The organism is Microbacterium sp. HMH0099 (assembly GCF_049384025.1).
GTDB lineage: Bacteria > Actinomycetota > Actinomycetes > Actinomycetales > Microbacteriaceae > Microbacterium.
Map to the genome: position 1 here is coordinate 352,120 of NZ_JBMRJR010000004.1, position 17,896 is coordinate 370,015.

Below are 17,896 nucleotides of genomic sequence, written 5' to 3' on the forward strand. Positions count from 1 at the left end.
AGAGGAAAATCCATGTCCATCCGAAAGAGAGCGGGCGCCATTCTGAGCGTCCTCGCGCTCGGGTCCCTCGCCGCCGTCGGTGCCGTCGCACCGGCTTCGGCCGTGACGCTCCCGGGCAACATCGACTCGGCGATCAACCGCACGCTGACCCTGCACAAGCACGCGCTCGGCCCGTCGACCCCCCTGAACCCGCAGTCGACCGGGCAGGAGCTGGCGACCCCGCCGGCCGACCCGCTCGCCGGCGCGCAGTTCACCGCCACCCTGGTCTCCGGCATCGACCTGACCACCGCCGCCGGCTGGACCCAGGCGGCCCAGCTGACGCCGGCGCAGGCCGCGCAGCGCCCGAACACCGTGAGCTTCACCTCCACGGTGTCGAACGCGGCCGGCGTCTCGACGTTCCCGGTCGACGCGGCGCAGTACCCGACCGGTCTGCCCATCGGCGTCTACCTCGTCACCGAGACCCAGCTGCCGCCGGGGGCGACCAACCCCGCCGCTCCGTTCCTCGTGACCCTGCCGACGCCGACCGGTGCCGCGGGCAGCCCGGCGAACCAGTGGATCTACGACGTGCACGTCTACCCGAAGAACGCGGTGACGCAGCTGACGAAGACCCGCGTCCCCGCCCCGGCGGGCTCGGTCGAGCAGCGCAACCCGGACCTCGTCCGGTGGGCGATCGCCTCGTCCATCCCGACGCTCGCCGCCGGTGACGCGATCGACGTCTTCACGCTCACGGACAACCTGCCCGCCGAGCTGACGTACCTCACCGCGGCCACCGTGCCGGCCGGGGTCACGCCGTCGAACGTCGTCGTCACGAACGCCGCCGGCACCGCCCAGACGTTCACCGAGGGCACCGACTACACGATCACCGACACGGGCGGCGCGCTGACGCTGACCTTCACCGCCGCCGGTCGCACGCGCCTCGCGGGCCTCCAGGGCGGAACGGTCACGTTCAACGTGCTGACGCGTGCGACCTCGATCCCCGCCAGCGGCGTCATCGTCAACACGGCGACCGCGAACGTCAACGGCGCGACCGAGACCGTCACCGGCAGCACGCCGATCGGCCAGCTCACCGTCTCCGCGTACACCACCTCGAACGGCCGCGTGCCGCTCGCCGGCGCGGTGTACCAGGTGTTCCTCAACGAGCAGGACGCCATCAACGGCGCCAACCCGATCGTCATCAACGGCGAGACCAACTGGACGACCGGTGCCAACGGCAACGTGGTCATCCCGATCATTACGCCCGGCAACTACTACGTGCGCGAGATCACCCCGCCGACCGGGTACCAGATCCCGTCGCCCGACCGCATCCTGACCGCGGTCGTGCCCGGACCCACCTCGACCACCGCGCCCGTGCGCAACTACGTCGAGTTCGCCCACAACCAGGTGCCCGCGTTCGCCCTGCCGATCACGGGTGGCGACGGCGGCCTGTGGTTCGGCGTCGGCGGCGCTGCGCTGCTGAGCATCATGGTCGGCTCCGCGCTGGTCGTCGCCCGTCGGCGCGCCCGCGCCGCTCAGGTCACGGCCTGAGGGACGATCGCACAGTGACAGAGGGGACGACGGGGCAGCTCACCCCTGCCTCGTCGTCCCCCTTTCCCGAGGGGAGGGCCGTTCCGCGGCCCTCCCCTTCGTCGTCTTCTTCGGCCGACGATTCGGCCGTCGCCGCGTCGTCCGCAGGACCCGCGGGAACCGACGCCGCACGTGACGCCGCGCCCGTGGCATCCCCCGGTCCCGCCCCCGCACTGCGTCGCGACCGTCGCCGCGCCCGCTGGCGTCTGCCGCGCATCCCGCTGCTGCTGGCCGTCGGCGCCCTCGCCGGCGTCGCGCTTCTCATGTACCCGACGGTCGCCGCCTGGTTCTCGCAGTACGCCCAGTCGCAGATCATCGACGGCTACTCCGATCAGATCCGCGACCTCGGCGCCGGCACCCTGGCGGACCAGCTGAATGCCGCCCGGGAGTACAACACCCGGCTCGTCGACGGCGGAGCCGAGATCGCCGCGAACGAACGACTGCCGCTGGCGAACTCCCCCGACCAGACCAGCGACTACGCCGAGCAGCTCCGTTCCGACGGCGCGGGACTGATGGCGCGGCTCAAGATCCCCTCCATCGCGGTAGACCTGCCGATCTATCACGGCACGAGCGAGGAGGTGCTCTACGAGGGAGTGGGCCACCTCGAGGGCACGGCCCTGCCCGTCGGCGGCGACACCACGCACTCGGTCCTCACCGCGCACCGCGGTCTCGCGACCGCCGAGCTCTTCACCCATCTGGACCAGGTCGCGCTCGACGACACCTTCACAATCGAGGTGTTCGGCGAGGTGCTCACGTACCGCGTCGTCGAGACCCAGGTCGTCCGACCCGAGGACACCGAGTCGCTCGCGCCGGTCGTCGGCCGGGACCTCGTCACCCTGGTCACCTGCACCCCCCTCGGGGTCAACAGCCACCGCATCCTCGTCACGGGCGAGCGCGTCATCCCGACCCCGCAGGCCGACATCGACGGTGCCGGCGCCCGGCCCGAGATCCCCTCCTTCCCGTGGTGGATCCTCGTGCTCGCCGCGGCCGCGGTCGTGGCCGGCCTCTACGTGTGGTGGTCCGGCCGTCCGCCGCGCTCCCGCCGCCCCTCCCCCGCCGCGCCCTCCCCCGGCCTCGTGCCGGCCGCTCCCGGGCCCGCCGCTCCCGGGCCCGCGGCTTCCGGGTCGACCGCTTCATCCCCCGCCGCTCCCGGGCCGGCCGCTCCCTCCCCGGCCGCTCCCGGGCCCGCGGCGCCCGGGCCCGCGGCTTCCGGGTCGCCGAACTCCTGAGAATCAGCGGGTCGCTGCCCGGCGCCCACCTCGCCCGGCCCGCCGCCCCCTCACCCAACTCCTGAGAACCACCCGGGCGCAGCCTGTTTCGGGCCGGCCTCGGTCGGAAACCCGAAAACCTCAGGAGTTGCGCGGCACGAGCGCGCACGCACCGCCGGCGGAGCCCTCCACGCTTTCAGGAGTTGTGCGAGAGGCCGACCGAGCCGACATCGCCGTGGCCCCGCCGGCTACGACTCCTCCACAGCGCGCAATGCGCCGCATCCATCCCCAAACCGGCACGACCCCACCGTGTTCGCCGGCATCGATCCCCCAGGCTGACCCCATGGCCCGCGGTCGGAAGGACACGAACACTCCACAACCCGTCGTGCGGACGGCCGCGGAGCTGCGCGCTGAAGGCCACACCCCCTGGACGCTGGCCCGCGCCGTCCGAGAGGGGACGCTCGTCCGTGTCCGGCGCGGCCGCTACACCCTCCCGGGCCATCCCGAGGAGATCCTCGCGGCGGCACGCATCGGCGGGCGCCTCGACTGCGTCAGCCTGCTGTCTCTGTGCGGGGTCTTCGTCCTGGAGCGGCAGGAACCGCACGTGCAGCTCGACCCGTCGGCAAGTCGTCGGCCGCGGCTCGCAGAAGGGGCGCGACGCCATTGGCGGCCGTCGGACGCCGCCCCGGAAGAACTCGTCGTCGGGATGGTCGAGGCGCTCGTCCAGTCCGTCCGCTGCCAACCACCGCGGGCCGCGATCGCCACGCTCGACAGCGCCTGGAACCTGGACCTCGTCGACGAGCAGGACATCGACGAGGTGTTCTCGCGCCTCCCCGCCCGCTTCCGCGTGCTGCGTCCGCTCCTCGACCGCCGATCCGAGGCCGGGACGGAGACCCTGGTCCGCCTCATGGTCCGCGCGCTCGGATGCGACGTCCGCCTGCAGGTCCGCATCCGCGGGGTCGGCCGGGTCGATCTCCTCGTCGATGGCTGGCTCATCATCGAGTGCGACAGCCGACAGTTCCACGGCGGATGGGAAGAGCACCGGAACGACCGGCGACGCGACCTCGCCGCACTCGGACTCGGCTACGCGACCCTGCGGCTTCTGGCGGAGGACGTGCTGTTCCACCCGGAGCGGGTCCAAGCGTCCCTGGCTGCGGTCATCGCCCGCGGCGCGCCCTCCCCGAACCGCTGACGTCGGCCCGCAGGTCCGTCGACGCGCCCGGACCAGGGATGCCACGGGCCCGGCATCCGACCCCGCCCGCGGCCCCTGCCCGCCGAACTCCTGAGATCTCGCCCGAGCGCCCCGGGACCGACCCGCGGCAGCCGCCAATTCGACCGAAAGTCAGGAGTTCGGCGACGACGGCTACGTGCAGCGGTCGCGGCGAGGCAGCGACCCCGGCGCACATCCGCCGCAGCGACCCCGGCACAGGCAGCGGACGCAGCGGCCCCGACGGCAGCCCTGCTCGCCGAACTCCTGAGATCTCGCCCGAGCGCCCCGGGACGGACCCGCGGCAGCGGTCATTCCGACCGAAAGTCAGGAGTTCGGCGACGACGGACCCGCGCGACGGACGCGCGCGACGGACTCGGCACGCACGGCGACGACCGACCCGCGCGACGAACCCGGCACGCACGGCGACGACGGACCCGCGCGACGGACCGGCGCCGTGACAGACCGGCCGGGCCGGGTCAGCGGGCGAAGCCCTCCGAAATGATCTCGATCAGCTCCTCGCGCTCCTCCACGGGCAGGAACGCCCCCGCCGCCGCGTTCAGCTGGAACGCTTCGAGGTCGTCGAGGTCGTAGTCGAACGCCTGCACGAGCAGACCCAGCTCGCGGGTGAGCGAGGTCCGGCTCATCAGCCGGTTGTCGACGTTCACCGTGACGGAGAACCCGAGCTGGTACAGCAGGTCGAACGGGTGGGCGTCCATGGTGTCGCCCCACGCGGTGACCGCACCGCTCTGAAGGTTGGACGTCGGCGACAGCTCGAGGGTGATCTCGCGATCGCGCACCCAGCGCGCCATGTCGCCGAAGGTCACGAGGACCTCCTCGCCCTCGCGCGAGACCACCTCGAGGTCGTTCGCGATCCGCACGCCGTGCCCCAGCCGCAGCGCGCGGCCGTCGAGAAGGGCGGAGCGGATGGATGCCAGGCCTGCACCCTCGCCGGCGTGCACCGTCGTGGGGAAGAACTGCTCGGCGAGATAGTCGAACGTCCCGCGATGGTTCGATGCGGGGAAGCCCTCCTCCGGACCGGCGAGGTCGAAGCCGACGACGCCGCGGCCGCGCCACGACACCGCCAGCTCGGCGATCTCGCGCGACCGGGAGCCCTGCCGCATGGCCGTGAGCAGCTGACCGACGCGGATGTCGTGGCCGCGCGCATCGGCGGCATCCTCACCCTCCTCGATGCCCTCCTGGACCGCGTCGACGACGTCGTCCAGGCTGAGCCCGCGGGTGAGATGCTGCTCGGGCGCCCACCGCACCTCGCCGTAGACCACGCCGTCGGCGGCGAGGTCCTCGACGAACTCCTTCGCCGCCCGGACCAGGCCCTCGCGGGTCTGCAGGACGCCGACGGTGAGCGTGAACTTCTCGAGGTAGTCCTCGAGCGAGCCCGACTCGACGTGGTCCGCGAACCAGTCCGCGAGTCCGGCCGCGTCGTCGGCGGGCACCTCGAGGTCGAGCTCATCGGCCAGTTCGAGGACGGTCTGCGCGCGCATCCCGCCGTCCAGGTGGTCGTGCAGCGAGACCTTGGGCAGCTTCTGGATCCTCTTGCCCTCGATACGGACGTCGTCGGTGGGCATGGTGCTCCTTCGGTTCGGTGCCGTCACGCGGTGATGCGCTCGCGGACGAGCGGGGTGGCCGCGGGAGCGTCGTCGCCGATCTCCCACGCCCCGTCGACGGCCGCGAGGGCCCGCTCGAAGCGCGTCCCATCATCGGCCGAGAGGGTGAACAGCGGCTGACCGGCGGTGACCGTCTGGCCGACGGTCGCGTGCAGGTCGATGCCCGCGGCGTGCACGACGGCGTCCTCGGCACGCGCGCGTCCCGCCCCGAGACGCCAGGCCCCGATGCCGAAGGGCAGCGCCTCGATCCGGGTGACGACGCCCGAGCGGTCCGCCACGACGGTGTGCGTCTCGCGGGGCGTCGGGAGGGCGGCATCCGGATCCCCGTCCTGGGCGCGGATCATCCGCTTCCAGACGTCCATCGCGCGGCCGTCGGAGAGGGCGGCCTCGACGTCCGCGTCCGGCTGACCGGCGAGGGCGAGCATCTCGCGGGCGAGGGCGACGGTCAGCTCGACCACGTCGGCCGGTCCGCCGCCGGCGAGCACCTCGACCGACTCGCGCACCTCGTTGGCGTTGCCGATCGCGAGGCCGAGGGGGGTGTTCATGTCGGTGAGCAGCGCCGTGGTGTTCACGCCCGAGTCGGTGCCCAGGGCCACCATCGTCTCGGCGAGCTCGCGCGCGCGGTCGATGTCCTGCATGAACGCGCCGGAGCCGAACTTCACGTCGAGGACGAGGGAGTCGGTGCCCTCCGCGATCTTCTTCGACATGATGCTCGAGGCGATGAGCGGGATCGCCTCGACGGTGCCGGTGACGTCGCGCAGCGCGTACAGCTTCTTGTCGGCCGGGGCGAGACCGGTGCCGGCGGCGCAGATGACCGCGCCGACGTCGCGCAGCTGCGCCATGATCTCGTCGTTCGACAGCGCCGCGCGCCATCCGGGGATGGACTCGAGCTTGTCGAGCGTGCCGCCGGTGTGACCGAGACCGCGGCCGGACAGCTGCGGGACCGCGACGCCGAACGCCGCGACGAGCGGGGCCAGCGGCAGGGTGATCTTGTCGCCGACGCCGCCGGTGGAGTGCTTGTCCACGGTCGTCTTGCCGAGAGACGAGAAGTCCATGCGCTCGCCCGAGGCGATCATGGCGTCCGTCAGCACCCGGATCTGGTCGCGTCCCAACCCGTTCAGGAGGACCGCCATCGTGAACGCCGACATCTGCGCGTCCATGACGTAGCCGCGCGTGTACGCGTCGACGAGCCAGCGGAGCTCTCCCTCCGAGACGGGGCGTCCGTCACGCTGGGCGCGGATGACGTCGACGGCGTCGTACGCCTCGACCGAGCCGCTCATCGCGCCGCCTCCTCGAGGTCGCGAGGACCGAACGCGTCCGGCAGGACCTCGTCGATGGTCCGGATGCCGCTGACCGTCTCGAGCAGCATCCCGGGGATGGCGTGTTCGTACAGCAGCTGACGGCAGCGGCCGCAGGGCATGAGGGTCCGCCCCTGCCCGTCGACGCACACGAAGGCCACGAGCTGGCCGCCCCCGGACATGTGGAGGGCCGAGACCAGGCCGCACTCCGCGCAGAGGGTGACGCCGTAGGACGCGTTCTCGACGTTGCACCCCGAGACGATGCGTCCGTCGGCGACGAGCGCGGCGGCGCCCACCTTGAAGCGGGAATAGGGCACGTAGGCCTTCTGCATGGCCTCGGTGGCGGCCGTGCGCAGTTCGTCCCAGTCGATGTCGGTCATCGTGAAGCGGGGGATCCTCTCGGGTTCAGCGGATGGAGCGGGCGGGCGTCAGCCCTTGATATACGGTTTGCCGGCGGCCGCGGGACCGCGGACCTTCCCGACGAGTCCGGCGACGGCGAAGATCGTCACCACGTACGGCAGCATGAGCATGAACTCGCTGGGCACGGGCGAGCCGATGACGCCGAGGGTGTTCTGCAGGTTCGACGCGAAGCCGAACAACAGGGCGGCGAGGGTCGCGCGGATGGGGTCCCACTGTCCGAAGATGACCGCCGCGAGGGCGATGTAGCCCGCGCCCGCCGTCATCTCCTTGTTGAAGGCGCCCACGGACCCGAGGGTGAAGAACGCGCCGCCCAGGCCGGCGATGGCGCCGCCGAGCGAGACGTTCCAGAAGCGGGTCTTCGCGATGTTGATGCCCACAGTGTCCGCCGCCTGCGGGTGCTCGCCCACGGCGCGCAGACGCAGACCCCAGCGCGTGTGGAACAGCCCGATGTAGACCGCGAGGACGGTGACGTACATCAGGTACACGATGACCGTCTGGTTGAACAGCATCGGACCGATCACGGGGATGTCCGCGAGGAACGGGATCGGCACGCGCGGGAAGCGCGGCGGGGAGTTGAGCGTAGCCGCGTTGGGGGCGAGCAGCTGCGAGAACAGGAAGCTCGTGAGGCCCACGACGAGGACGTTGAGCACGACGCCCACGATGACCTGGTCGACGAAGTACTTGATCGCGAACGCCGCGAGGACGAACGACACGAGCACGCCCGAGACACCCGCAGCGAGCAGACCGGCGAACGGGTTGCCGGTCGCCGTCGCCACGACGGCCGACGTGAAGGCGCCGGCCAGCAGCTGACCCTCGATCGCGATGTTGACGACGCCGACGCGCTCGCTCAGGACGCCGGCCATCGCGCCGAAGATCAGCGGGACCGACAGGCTGAGGCCACCGGCGAGCAGGCCGGTGAGCGGGATGACCGAGGTCGTCGCGCCCGCCGCGGCCCACGTGAGGAAGCCGACCATGAACACCACGGCGAAGACCACGGCGAGCCAGATCGGCGGGCGGCGGCGCGCCCGCACGAGGAAGGCGCTCACACCGGTGATGACGGCGAGCAGGACGGTGCAGACGGCACCGGTGACGACGCCGCCGAGGGTGACCTCGGGCAGCTCGAAGAACTCCCCCGGGCTCGACAGGCGGAACACCGCGTCGCCATCCTGACGGGCGATGACGAACAGGACCGCGGCGAGCACGGTGATGACGCCGTAGACGATCGGCGCCTTCCAGCTGACGACGACGGCCGTGTCGAGCGCCTCGGGCTGCGGGGCGGCCGCGTGGTGCTGCGCGGTGGTGCTCACTTGACCGCCTCCTTCTTCTTGAGGGCGCGGGCCCTCGGCTGACGCGCTCCCGGGGCCGGCAGGCGGAAGATCGCGCGCACCAGCGGCGGGGCCGCGATGAAGAGCACGATGAGCGACTGCACGACCAGGACGATGTCGATGGGCACGCCGTTGGCCGCCTGCATGGCGAAGCCGCCGGCCTTGAAGGCCCCGAACAGGATGCCGGCGACGAGGACGCCCACGGGGGTGGAGCGGCCCAGCAGGGCCACGGTGATGGCGTCGAAGCCGATGCCCGCGTCGATGCCGCTCGAGAAGCCGGTCGTCACGGTGCCGAGCACCTGGTCGACGCCCGCGAGACCGATGAGCGCACCGGAGATGAGCATCGCGTAGACGTACATCGACTTGACGTTGATGCCGGCCACGCGGGCCGCGTTCGGGTTCAGGCCGACCGCACGGAACCGGAAGCCCAGCGACGAGCGCTCGAGGATCCACCAGACCAGGACGACGGCCGCGATGGAGAGGATGAACCCGAAGTGCAGGTTGTAGCTCGGCCCGAGCAGGTCGGGGAACACCGCGGTGTCCTTCATGGCCGGCGTCGTGGGGTTGCTGGAGCCGGGGGCCTGCAGCAGGCCCGGGGTGCGCAGCATGTAGTAGACGAGGTAGAACCCGACGTAGTTGAGCATGATCGTGACGATCACCTCGTGCGCCCCGGTGCGCGCCTTGAGCACGCCCGCGATGCCGGCCCAGATCGCGCCGGCCGCGACGCCGGCCACGAGGGCGAGCAGGGCGTGCAGGCCCCACGGCAGGTCGAACGCGAAGGCGACGTAGCCGCCCGCGGCCGCGGCGACGAGCATCTGCCCGCGCCCGCCGATGTTGAACATGCCCACACGGAAGGCGAGCGCGACGCCGAGGCCCGCCGCGATGAGCGGGGTGGCGAAGGTGAGGGTCTCGGTGAGCGGACGGATGCCGGTGGCGAACTCCGGGCGCCGGAAGTTGTAGATCGCTCCCTGGAAGAAGGAGGAGTAGGCCCCCGAGACCGACTGCCAGATCGCGGCGAACGTGTCGCCGGGACGGGCGAAGAAGTAGCCGGCGGTCGCCTGCACGTTCTCATCCGTGACGGCGATCATGATGGCGCCCACGACGAGCGCGAGCACGACGGCGAGGACGGAGATGATCGCGTTGCCGGTGGCGATCTCGCGCAGCGCGCGCTGCCAGCGGCCGGAGTCGTCCGGCGGGGTGGTCGGCAGCACGCGGGCTGCCGCGGAGGGGGCGACGGTCGCGGACCGCGAGGCCGCGGCGTCGGTAGTCGCGCTCGCCTCGGAGGCGCGGTCGGCCTGCGAGACGTCCGGGTCCTGCGGGCTGTGCGGATCGCTCACGCGGCGACTCCTTCGTTCTCGGGCGCTTCGCCGGCCATCATGAGGCCCAGCACGTCGCGGGAGGTGTCGCCGGGCACGATGCCGACCACGCGGCCCCGGTACATCACCATGATGCGGTCGGCGAGGGCGGTCACCTCGTCGAGCTCGGTGGACACGACGATGACGGGGACGCCGGCGTCGCGCGTCTCGACGACGCGCTTGTGGATGAACTCGATCGACCCGACATCCACACCGCGGGTGGGCTGGGCCGCGACGAAGAGGCGGAGCTCGCGGCTCAGCTCGCGCGCCAGGACGACCTTCTGCTGGTTGCCGCCGGACAGGCGGCCCACCGGCGTCTCGATCGACGGCGTGCGCACGTCGAACTCCGCCACCTTCTCGCGGGCGAAGTCGGACAGGGTCGACAGCTGCAGCGTGCCGCCCTTGACGAAGGGGGCGCCGTCCGCGCGGTCGAGCATGAGGTTCTCGGCGATGGAGAACTCGCCGACGAGCCCGTCCTCCTTGCGGTCCTCGGGCACGAATCCGACGCCGGCGTCCAGCACGCGCCGCACGGAGGAGCCCGAGAGCTCGACGCCGTCGAGCACGACGGACCCCTCGACGCGCTCCTGCAGGCCGACGAGGGCCTCCGTGAGCTCAGTCTGGCCGTTGCCCTGCACGCCGGCGATGGCGAGGACCTCGCCGCGGCGCACCTCGAAGCTGACGTCGTTGACGACCTTCTGACCGATCGCGTCGACGACGGTGAGGCCGGTCACGGTCAGGCCGACGTCGCCGAGCGTGGGCGCGTCCTTCTGCACGGTGAGCTCGACGGCGCGTCCGACCATCAGCGAGGCCAGCTCGGCGTTGGATGCCGTCGGCTGCGCCTCGCCGACGACCTTGCCGAGGCGGATGACCGTGATGCGGTCCGCGACCTCGCGGACCTCGCGGAGCTTGTGTGTGATGAAGACGATGGACGTGCCGGCGGCCTTGAGCTGTCGCATGATCGACATCAGCTCGTCGGTCTCCTGCGGGGTCAGCACGGCGGTCGGCTCGTCGAAGACGAGGACCTTCGCGTCGCGCGAGAGCGCTTTGATGATCTCGACGCGCTGCTGCACGCCGACCGGCAGGTCGTCGACGAGGGCGTCGGGGTCGACGTCGAATCCGAAGCGGTCGGAGATCTCCTTCACCTTCGCCCGCGCGGCGGGCAGGTCGAGGCGGCCGCCGAACCGGGTCGGCTCGTGCCCGAGCATGACGTTCTCGGCGACGGTGAACACCGGGATCAGCATGAAGTGCTGGTGCACCATGCCGATGCCCGCGCGCATCGCGTCGCCGGGGCCGGAGAAGTGCTGGACGGCGTCGTCGAGCAGGATCTCTCCCCCGTCGGCCTGGTACAGGCCGTAGAGGACGTTCATCAGGGTGGACTTGCCGGCGCCGTTCTCGCCGAGCAGGCAATGGATCTCTCCGGCCTCGACAGTGAGGTCGATGTGATCGTTCGCCACCAGGGACCCGAAGATCTTCGTGATCCCGCGGAGTTCGAGCTTCATGTTCCCGATCCTAAGTTCTGCGGGCCCGGACGCGGTGGGCGTCCAGTACCGGGATCCGCCTCGTGAGCGGATCGTGCGGGTGGAGCGTGCATAAGGGAGGGGAGGCCGGCGGACGCCGACCTCCCCTGGAGCGATGGACTCAGCCGTTGAGGTAGGACTCGACGGTGATGTCGCCGCTGATGATGGCCGCCTGGAGCTCCTCGATCTGCGAGGTCAGCTCGGCGGGGACGCGGTCGGCCCAGTCGTGGTACGGGGCCAGACCGACGCCCTCGTTCTCGAGGGTGCCGACGAACGGCGCCGCGTCGAACTCGCCGTTGCCGGCGGCGACGACGGCGTCCTGCGTGCCCACGTCGATGCCCTTGAGGATCGAGGTGAGGAGCAGGTCGCCGATGCCGGGGTCGGTCTCGTACACGTCGGCGTCGACGCCGACGAGCGCGATCTCGCGGCCCGCGTCCTGGATGGCGACGGCGGCCGACTGGTAGATCGGGCCGCCGACGGGCAGCAGCACGTCGACGTTCTGGTCGATGATCGCCTGCGCGGTCTGGCGCGCGGCGTCGTTGGCCTCGAAGCCACCGGTGAAGGAGCCGTCCTGCGCGGCGCGGTCCCAGCCGACGAGGCGGACGCTGGCGCCGTTGTCCTCGTTGTAGCGCTCGATGCCCTGCGCGAAGCCGTCCATGAAGATGGTGACGGTCGGGATGTTCAGACCGCCGAAGGTGCCGACGACGCCGGTCTGCGAGGTGCCCGCGGCGAGGTAGCCGGCGAGGAACGCCGCCTGCGCGGTGTCGAAGATGATCGGCTTGATGTTCGGGGCGTCGGTCTGACCGTCGAAGTCCTGGTCGACGGTGTCGTCGATCGAGATGTACTCGATGTCGGGGTTCGCCTGAGCCGACTCGAGGGCGGCGGGGGCGAGGAGGAAGCCGACGGTGATGATGGTGTTGCAGCCCTGGTCCACGAGGCTCGAGAGGTTCGACGCGTAGTCCGTCTCGGACTGCGACTCGACCTCGATCGGCGTCTGCGAGCCGAGCTCGGCGGCGGCGGCGTCGACGCCCTCCTTGCCGAGCTGGTTGAACGACTTGTCGTCGAAGCCACCGGCGTCCGACACCATGCAGGGCAGGTAGTCGCTGGCACCGGCGGCGCCTCCGGACGCGCCGTTGCCCTCGGGTGCGGCGCCGCAACCGGCGAGCAGCGCCGCGGCGCCGATCATGGCCAGGCCGCTGACGACGGCCTTCTTCGTGGTGTTCACGAATGGTCCTCCAAGACGGATGCCCCCAACGGGTTCGGGGGACGATGGAGTCACGTTACCTATTGCGACGGCGCGCCCGCGGCCACGGGGGCGGCGCTCGGCGCAATGGTTACAAAGACGCAATATCGCGTCACGCGCCTGCCACACGAGCGGTGAGGGGGCGGTACCGGATGCCACCCGGGGTGGCATCCGGTGTCTAAAGGACGTCGCCGCGACCGGTCAGCTTCAACGCGTCGACGACGCCCTTGACCCGCTGGGCGTGCTCGCTCGTGGTGACGAGGAGGGCGTCGGGGGTGTCGACCACGACGATGTCGCGGACGCCGACGAGGCTGATGACGCGCTTGGTCTGCGTCACGACGATGCCGCTGGAGGCGTCCGCGAGCACGCGCGCCTCGTTGCCGAGGATCGCCAGCTCGTTGCGTCCGCCGGTGGAGTTGAGCTTCGCGAGGCTCGCGAAGTCCCCCACGTCGTCCCAGTCGAAGTGCCCGGGGATGACCGCGAGGCGTCCGCGCTCGGCGGCGGGCTCGGCGACCGCGTAGTCGATGGCGATCTTCTTCAGGGTGGGCCAGATGCGGTCGACCGCCGGGCCCCGGCGCGCGCGGTCGTCCCAGGCCTCGGCCAGCTCGATGAGACCGGCGTGCAGCTCGGGCTCGTTCCTCTCGAGCTCGGCCAGCAGCACGTCGGCGCGGGAGATGAACATGCCCGCGTTCCACAGGTAGGCGCGGTCGGCGAAGTACTCCCGCGCGGTGTCCAGATCGGGCTTCTCGACGAAGCGCTCGACGAGCGCGGCCTCGGGGGCGTCGTCCACGACGAGCTCGCCGGCCTTCTTGATGTAGCCGAAGCCCACCGACGGCTCCGTCGGCTGGATGCCGATGGTGCAGATGTAGCCGGCCCGCGCCACCGCGACGGCCTGCCGCACGGCGAAGTCGAACACGCGCGCGCCGCGGATGACGTGGTCGGCGGCGAACGAGCCGATCACGACGTCGGGCTCGCGGCGCACGAGGATCGCGGCGGCCAGGCCGATGGCGGCGCTGGAGTCGCGCGGCTCCGACTCGAGGAAGACGTTGTGGTCGGCGATGCCCGGCAGCTCGCGCTCCACCGCCGCGCGGTGGGCCCGTCCGGTCACCACGGCGATGCGGTCCTCCCCGGACAGGGGGGCGAGACGGTCCCACGTGTCGCGGAGGAGCGTCTGCCCCGACCCGGTGAGGTCGTGGAGGAACTTCGGCGCATCCGCCCGCGAGAGCGGCCACAGGCGGCTGCCGATCCCTCCGGCGGGGATCACGGCGTAGAAGTCGTCGAGCGCAGGTTCGGCCATGGTCCGACCCTAGCGGCGGGGATCGCCCGCGCCGTGCCACGCCGCGGGTGAATCCGGGCGCCGTTTATCTCGATGTCGAGAGACTGTTAGGGGGGCCTAATCCCCCGCGTTCACAGCCCAGACGTAGTATTCATGAGCGCCCGTGTGACGCCTGGGGCTTCGGAGCCTCGCCATCGTGTTCGATCAGGGAGGACGACCGTGTCAGCATCACCACGCGCCACGCTGTCGGTGAAGGAGACCACCTCGAAGGTGCCGCGCGGAACGCTCTACCGCGGTCGCGAGGGCATGTGGTCGTGGGTCCTGCACCGCATCACCGGTGTCGCCATCTTCTTCTTCCTGCTCGTGCACATCCTCGACACGGCGCTCATCCGCGTCTCGCCCGAGGCGTACGACGCGGTGATCGGCACCTACAAGAACCCCATCATGGGACTCGGCGAGGTCGCCCTCGTCGGAGCGATCGCGTACCACGCCTTCAACGGCCTGCGCATCATCCTCGTCGACTTCTGGCCCTGGGCCACGCGTCACCAGCGTCAGCTGTGGTGGGGCGTTCTCGGCCTCTGGGTCGTCACGATGGCCGGCTTCACGCCGCGCCACCTCATCAACGTCTTCAGCGCCGTCACCGGGAGCCACTGATGTCCGTCGCCCAGGAAGCCGCCACGATCCCCGCCCCCCGCACGCCCAGCGTGCGCAAGAAGGGGTCCAACCTGGAGAAGTGGGGCTGGATCTACATGCGCGCCTCCGGCGTGCTGCTGATCGTCCTCATCTTCGGTCACCTCTTCGTCAACCTGATGACCGGTGACGGCATCCACCAGATCGACTTCGCGTTCGTCGCCGGCAAGCTCGCCTCGCCGTTCTGGCAGTGGTGGGACGTCCTCATGCTCTGGCTCGCCCTGATCCACGGCGCCAACGGCATGCGCACGATCGTCAACGACTACGTCCCGAACGCCACCGTGCGCCGCATCCTCGTCTGGTCGCTCTGGCTGTCGGCGGCGTTCCTCATCCTGCTCGGCACGCTCGTGGTCTTCACCTTCGACCCCTGCATCGGCGTCACCGAGAGCAGCATCCTGTGGGAGACCTGCCAGGCGGCGTGAGCCTGCGGCATCCCTCCCCCCTTCGACTGACAGCAGAGGCATTGCACACGTGAGCACTCAGACCAGCGCGGACACGATCGTCAAGGACGGCGTGCACTACCACCAGTTCGACATCGTCATCGTGGGCGCCGGCGGCGCCGGCATGCGCGCCGCGATCGAGGCAGGGCCGGGCGCGAAGACCGCCGTCATCTCCAAGCTGTACCCGACGCGCTCGCACACCGGTGCGGCGCAGGGCGGCATGGCGGCGGCCCTGGCCAACGTCGAAGAGGACTCGTGGGAGTGGCACACCTTCGACACCGTCAAGGGCGGCGACTACCTCGTCGACCAGGACGCGGCCGAGATCCTCGCCAAGGAGGCCATCGACGCGGTCATCGACCTCGAGAACATGGGCCTGCCGTTCAACCGCACGCCCGAGGGCAAGATCGACCAGCGTCGCTTCGGCGGCCACACCGCCGACCACGGCAAGACGCCCGTGCGCCGCGCCTGCTACGCCGCCGACCGCACCGGCCACATGATCCTGCAGACGCTGTTCCAGAACTGCGTCAAGCTCGGCATCAACTTCTTCAACGAGTTCTACGTCCTCGACCTCATCACGGTGAAGGACGGCAAGGGCGGGACCCAGGTCGCGGGCGTCGTCGCCTACGACCTCGCCACCGGCGAGCTGCACGTCTTCCAGTCCAAGGCCGTGGTCTTCGCGACCGGCGGCTTCGGCAAGATCTTCAAGACGACCTCGAACGCCCACACCCTCACCGGTGACGGCGTCGGCATCGTCTGGCGCAAGGGCCTGCCGCTGGAGGACATGGAGTTCTTCCAGTTCCACCCGACCGGCCTCGCGGGCTTGGGGATCCTGCTGACGGAGGGCGCCCGCGGCGAGGGCGCGATCCTCCGCAACGCCAGCGGTGAGCGCTTCATGGAGCGCTACGCGCCGACCATCAAGGACCTCGCGCCCCGCGACATCGTCGCCCGCTGCATGGTGCAGGAGGTGGCCGAGGGCCGCGGAGCCGGGCCGCACCGCGACTACGTGCTGCTGGACTGCACGCACCTGGGCGCCGAGGTCCTCGAGACCAAGCTCCCCGACATCACCGAGTTTGCCCGCACCTACCTCGGCGTCGACCCGGTCGTCGAGCCCGTGCCGGTCATGCCGACGGCGCACTACGCGATGGGCGGCATCCCGACCAACGTCAAGGCGGAGGTCCTCTCGGACAACGACACCGTGGTCCCGGGCCTGTACGCCGCGGGCGAGTGCGCGTGCGTCTCCGTGCACGGCTCGAACCGCCTCGGCACCAACTCGCTGCTGGACATCAACGTCTTCGGCAAGCGCGCCGGCCGCAACGCGGTCGAGTACGTCAAGACGGCCGACTTCGTGCCGCTGCCCGAGGACCCCGCGGCCGAGGTCCGCGGCCTCATCGAGGGTCTGCGCAACAACAGCGGCACCGAGCGCATCGCCGTCCTCCGCAAGACGCTGCAGGACGAGATGGACAAGGGCGCCCAGGTGTTCCGCACCCACGAGTCCCTCGCCCACGTCCTCGACGTCATCGCCGACCTGCGCGAGCGCTACAAGAACGTCCACGTCGACGACAAGGGCAAGCGGTTCAACACCGACCTGCTCGAGGCCGTCGAGCTGGGCTTCCTGCTCGACCTCGCCGAGGTCGTCGTCTACTCCGCGCAGAACCGCGAGGAGAGCCGCGGCGGTCACATGCGCGACGACTTCCCGACGCGCGACGACGAGAAGTACATGCAGCACACCATGGCGTACCTGTCCGGCGACCCCCACTCGTCGCACCCCGCCGATCACATCGAGCTGGGCTGGAAGCCCGTGGTGTTCACCAAGAACGAGGCCGGCGAGCTGCGCTACCCGCCCCTGGAGAGGAAGTACTGATGGCATCCACCGTCATCGACACCGTCGACACCTCCGACGAGATTGAGCAGGCTCCCGCCGACACCGGCATCCAGTCGTTCATCGTCACCTTCAACGTCCGTCGCTTCAACCCCGAGGTCGACGACGAGCCCCGCTGGGTGGACTACGATGTCGAGCTGTACTCGACGGACCGCGTCCTCGACGCGCTGCACAAGATCAAGTGGGAGGTCGACGGCTCGCTCGCGTTCCGCCGCTCCTGCGCGCACGGCATCTGCGGATCGGATGCCATGCGCATCAACGGCCGCAACCGTCTGGCGTGCAAGACCCTCATCAAGGACCTCGACATCTCGCAGCCGATCTACGTCGAGGCGATCAAGGGCCTGCCGCTCGAGAAGGACCTCATCGTCGACATGGAGCCGTTCTTCGCCTCCTACCGCGAGGTGCAGCCGTTCCTCATCTCGAGCTCCAAGCCCGAGCCGGGCAAGGAGCGCGTGCAGTCGATCGTCGACCGCGAGGTCTTCGACGACACCACCAAGTGCATCCTGTGCGCCGCGTGCACCTCGTCGTGCCCCGTCTTCTGGACCGACGGCCAGTACTTCGGCCCGGCGGCGATCGTGAACGCGCACCGGTTCATCTTCGACTCGCGCGACGACGCGGGCGACGTGCGTCTGGACATCCTCAACGACAAGGAGGGCGTGTGGCGCTGCCGCACGACCTTCAACTGCACCGAGGCGTGCCCCCGTGGCATCGAGGTCACCAAGGCCATCGCCGAGGTCAAGCAGGCGGTCCTCCGCGGCGGTCGCTGAGCATCCCTCTCCCGAAGCGGGGGCGGTCCTTCGGGATCGCCCCCGCTTCGTCGTCCCCGGGAGAGGGATGCCACCGGCCGGCG

General features: G+C 70.7%; 15 protein-coding genes. 7 read left to right on the forward strand and 8 right to left on the reverse strand.

From position 1 onward, the window contains the following. The first annotated feature begins 12 nt into the window (after positions 1-12). The 3 genes from ACO03V_RS11670 to ACO03V_RS11680 all read left to right on the forward strand — a co-directional run bounded on the left by ACO03V_RS11670 (position 13) and on the right by ACO03V_RS11680 (position 3,963). The gene (locus tag ACO03V_RS11670; protein WP_423137696.1) at positions 13-1,524 is read left to right on the forward strand and encodes a SpaH/EbpB family LPXTG-anchored major pilin; all 1,512 of its coding nucleotides are present in this window, start codon (positions 13-15) and stop codon (positions 1,522-1,524) included. A 185-nt stretch (positions 1,525-1,709) separates the two neighbouring features. After that, positions 1,710-2,792 (forward strand): class C sortase, encoded by a 1,083-nt coding sequence (locus ACO03V_RS11675; RefSeq protein WP_423137697.1) that lies wholly within the window; start codon positions 1,710-1,712, stop codon positions 2,790-2,792. A gap of 322 nt (positions 2,793-3,114) precedes the next feature. After that, positions 3,115-3,963 carry a hypothetical protein gene (locus ACO03V_RS11680; protein WP_423137698.1) on the forward strand — a complete coding sequence of 283 codons (849 nt, stop codon included), beginning with the start codon at positions 3,115-3,117 and terminating at the stop codon, positions 3,961-3,963. A gap of 494 nt (positions 3,964-4,457) precedes the next feature. Here the strand turns inward: ACO03V_RS11680 and ACO03V_RS11685 are convergent, their stop codons facing one another. The 8 genes from ACO03V_RS11685 to ACO03V_RS11720 all read right to left on the reverse strand — a co-directional run bounded on the left by ACO03V_RS11685 (position 4,458) and on the right by ACO03V_RS11720 (position 14,058). Beyond that, positions 4,458-5,564 (reverse strand): adenosine deaminase, encoded by a 1,107-nt coding sequence (locus ACO03V_RS11685; RefSeq protein ID WP_423137699.1) that lies wholly within the window; start codon positions 5,562-5,564, stop codon positions 4,458-4,460. A 23-nt stretch (positions 5,565-5,587) separates the two neighbouring features. Then, the gene (locus ACO03V_RS11690; RefSeq protein ID WP_387055494.1) at positions 5,588-6,883 is read right to left on the reverse strand and encodes a thymidine phosphorylase; all 1,296 of its coding nucleotides are present in this window, start codon (positions 6,881-6,883) and stop codon (positions 5,588-5,590) included. Beyond that, on the reverse strand, positions 6,880-7,281 hold the full coding sequence (locus tag ACO03V_RS11695; protein ID WP_367729509.1) for a cytidine deaminase: 402 nt from the start codon (positions 7,279-7,281) through the stop codon (positions 6,880-6,882). Before ACO03V_RS11695 ends, ACO03V_RS11690 begins: the two co-directional genes overlap by 4 nt. Before the next feature lie 48 nt (positions 7,282-7,329). Continuing rightward, positions 7,330-8,628: an ABC transporter permease gene (locus tag ACO03V_RS11700; RefSeq protein WP_423137700.1), complete on the reverse strand. Its 1,299-nt coding sequence runs from the start codon at positions 8,626-8,628 to the stop codon at positions 7,330-7,332. Continuing rightward, the gene (locus tag ACO03V_RS11705; RefSeq protein WP_423137701.1) at positions 8,625-9,983 is read right to left on the reverse strand and encodes an ABC transporter permease; all 1,359 of its coding nucleotides are present in this window, start codon (positions 9,981-9,983) and stop codon (positions 8,625-8,627) included. Before ACO03V_RS11705 ends, ACO03V_RS11700 begins: the two co-directional genes overlap by 4 nt. Next, complete coding sequence (locus tag ACO03V_RS11710) at positions 9,980-11,500, reverse strand: ABC transporter ATP-binding protein (RefSeq protein ID WP_367729505.1); 1,521 nt, start codon at positions 11,498-11,500, stop codon at positions 9,980-9,982. The genes ACO03V_RS11705 and ACO03V_RS11710 overlap by 4 nt, the downstream gene beginning before the upstream one ends. Positions 11,501-11,639: 139 nt before the next feature. After that, a complete protein-coding gene (locus ACO03V_RS11715; protein ID WP_367730835.1) occupies positions 11,640-12,704 on the reverse strand; it encodes a BMP family lipoprotein in 1,065 nt (354 codons plus the stop codon). A gap of 235 nt (positions 12,705-12,939) precedes the next feature. Next, the gene (locus ACO03V_RS11720) at positions 12,940-14,058 is read right to left on the reverse strand and encodes a mannose-1-phosphate guanylyltransferase (protein ID WP_367729484.1); all 1,119 of its coding nucleotides are present in this window, start codon (positions 14,056-14,058) and stop codon (positions 12,940-12,942) included. Positions 14,059-14,256: 198 nt separating this feature from the next. Here ACO03V_RS11720 and sdhC point away from each other — a divergent pair, with 198 nt between their 5' ends. Genes sdhC through ACO03V_RS11740 form a run of 4 tightly spaced genes read left to right on the forward strand, consistent with a single transcriptional unit; the run spans position 14,257 to position 17,813 of the window. Next, a complete protein-coding gene (gene sdhC, locus ACO03V_RS11725; protein WP_387055486.1) occupies positions 14,257-14,691 on the forward strand; it encodes a succinate dehydrogenase, cytochrome b556 subunit in 435 nt (144 codons plus the stop codon). Then, positions 14,691-15,149, forward strand: coding sequence for a succinate dehydrogenase hydrophobic membrane anchor subunit (locus tag ACO03V_RS11730; RefSeq protein ID WP_367729481.1), 459 nt, complete (start codon positions 14,691-14,693; stop codon positions 15,147-15,149). The genes sdhC and ACO03V_RS11730 overlap by 1 nt, the downstream gene beginning before the upstream one ends. A 49-nt stretch (positions 15,150-15,198) precedes the next feature. Beyond that, positions 15,199-17,028 (forward strand): succinate dehydrogenase flavoprotein subunit, encoded by a 1,830-nt coding sequence (gene sdhA / locus ACO03V_RS11735; RefSeq protein ID WP_367729479.1) that lies wholly within the window; start codon positions 15,199-15,201, stop codon positions 17,026-17,028. Next, positions 17,028-17,813, forward strand: a complete 786-nt coding sequence (locus tag ACO03V_RS11740; protein WP_367729477.1) for a succinate dehydrogenase iron-sulfur subunit — start codon at positions 17,028-17,030, stop codon at positions 17,811-17,813. Before sdhA ends, ACO03V_RS11740 begins: the two co-directional genes overlap by 1 nt. The last annotated feature ends 83 nt before the right edge of the window (positions 17,814-17,896 follow it).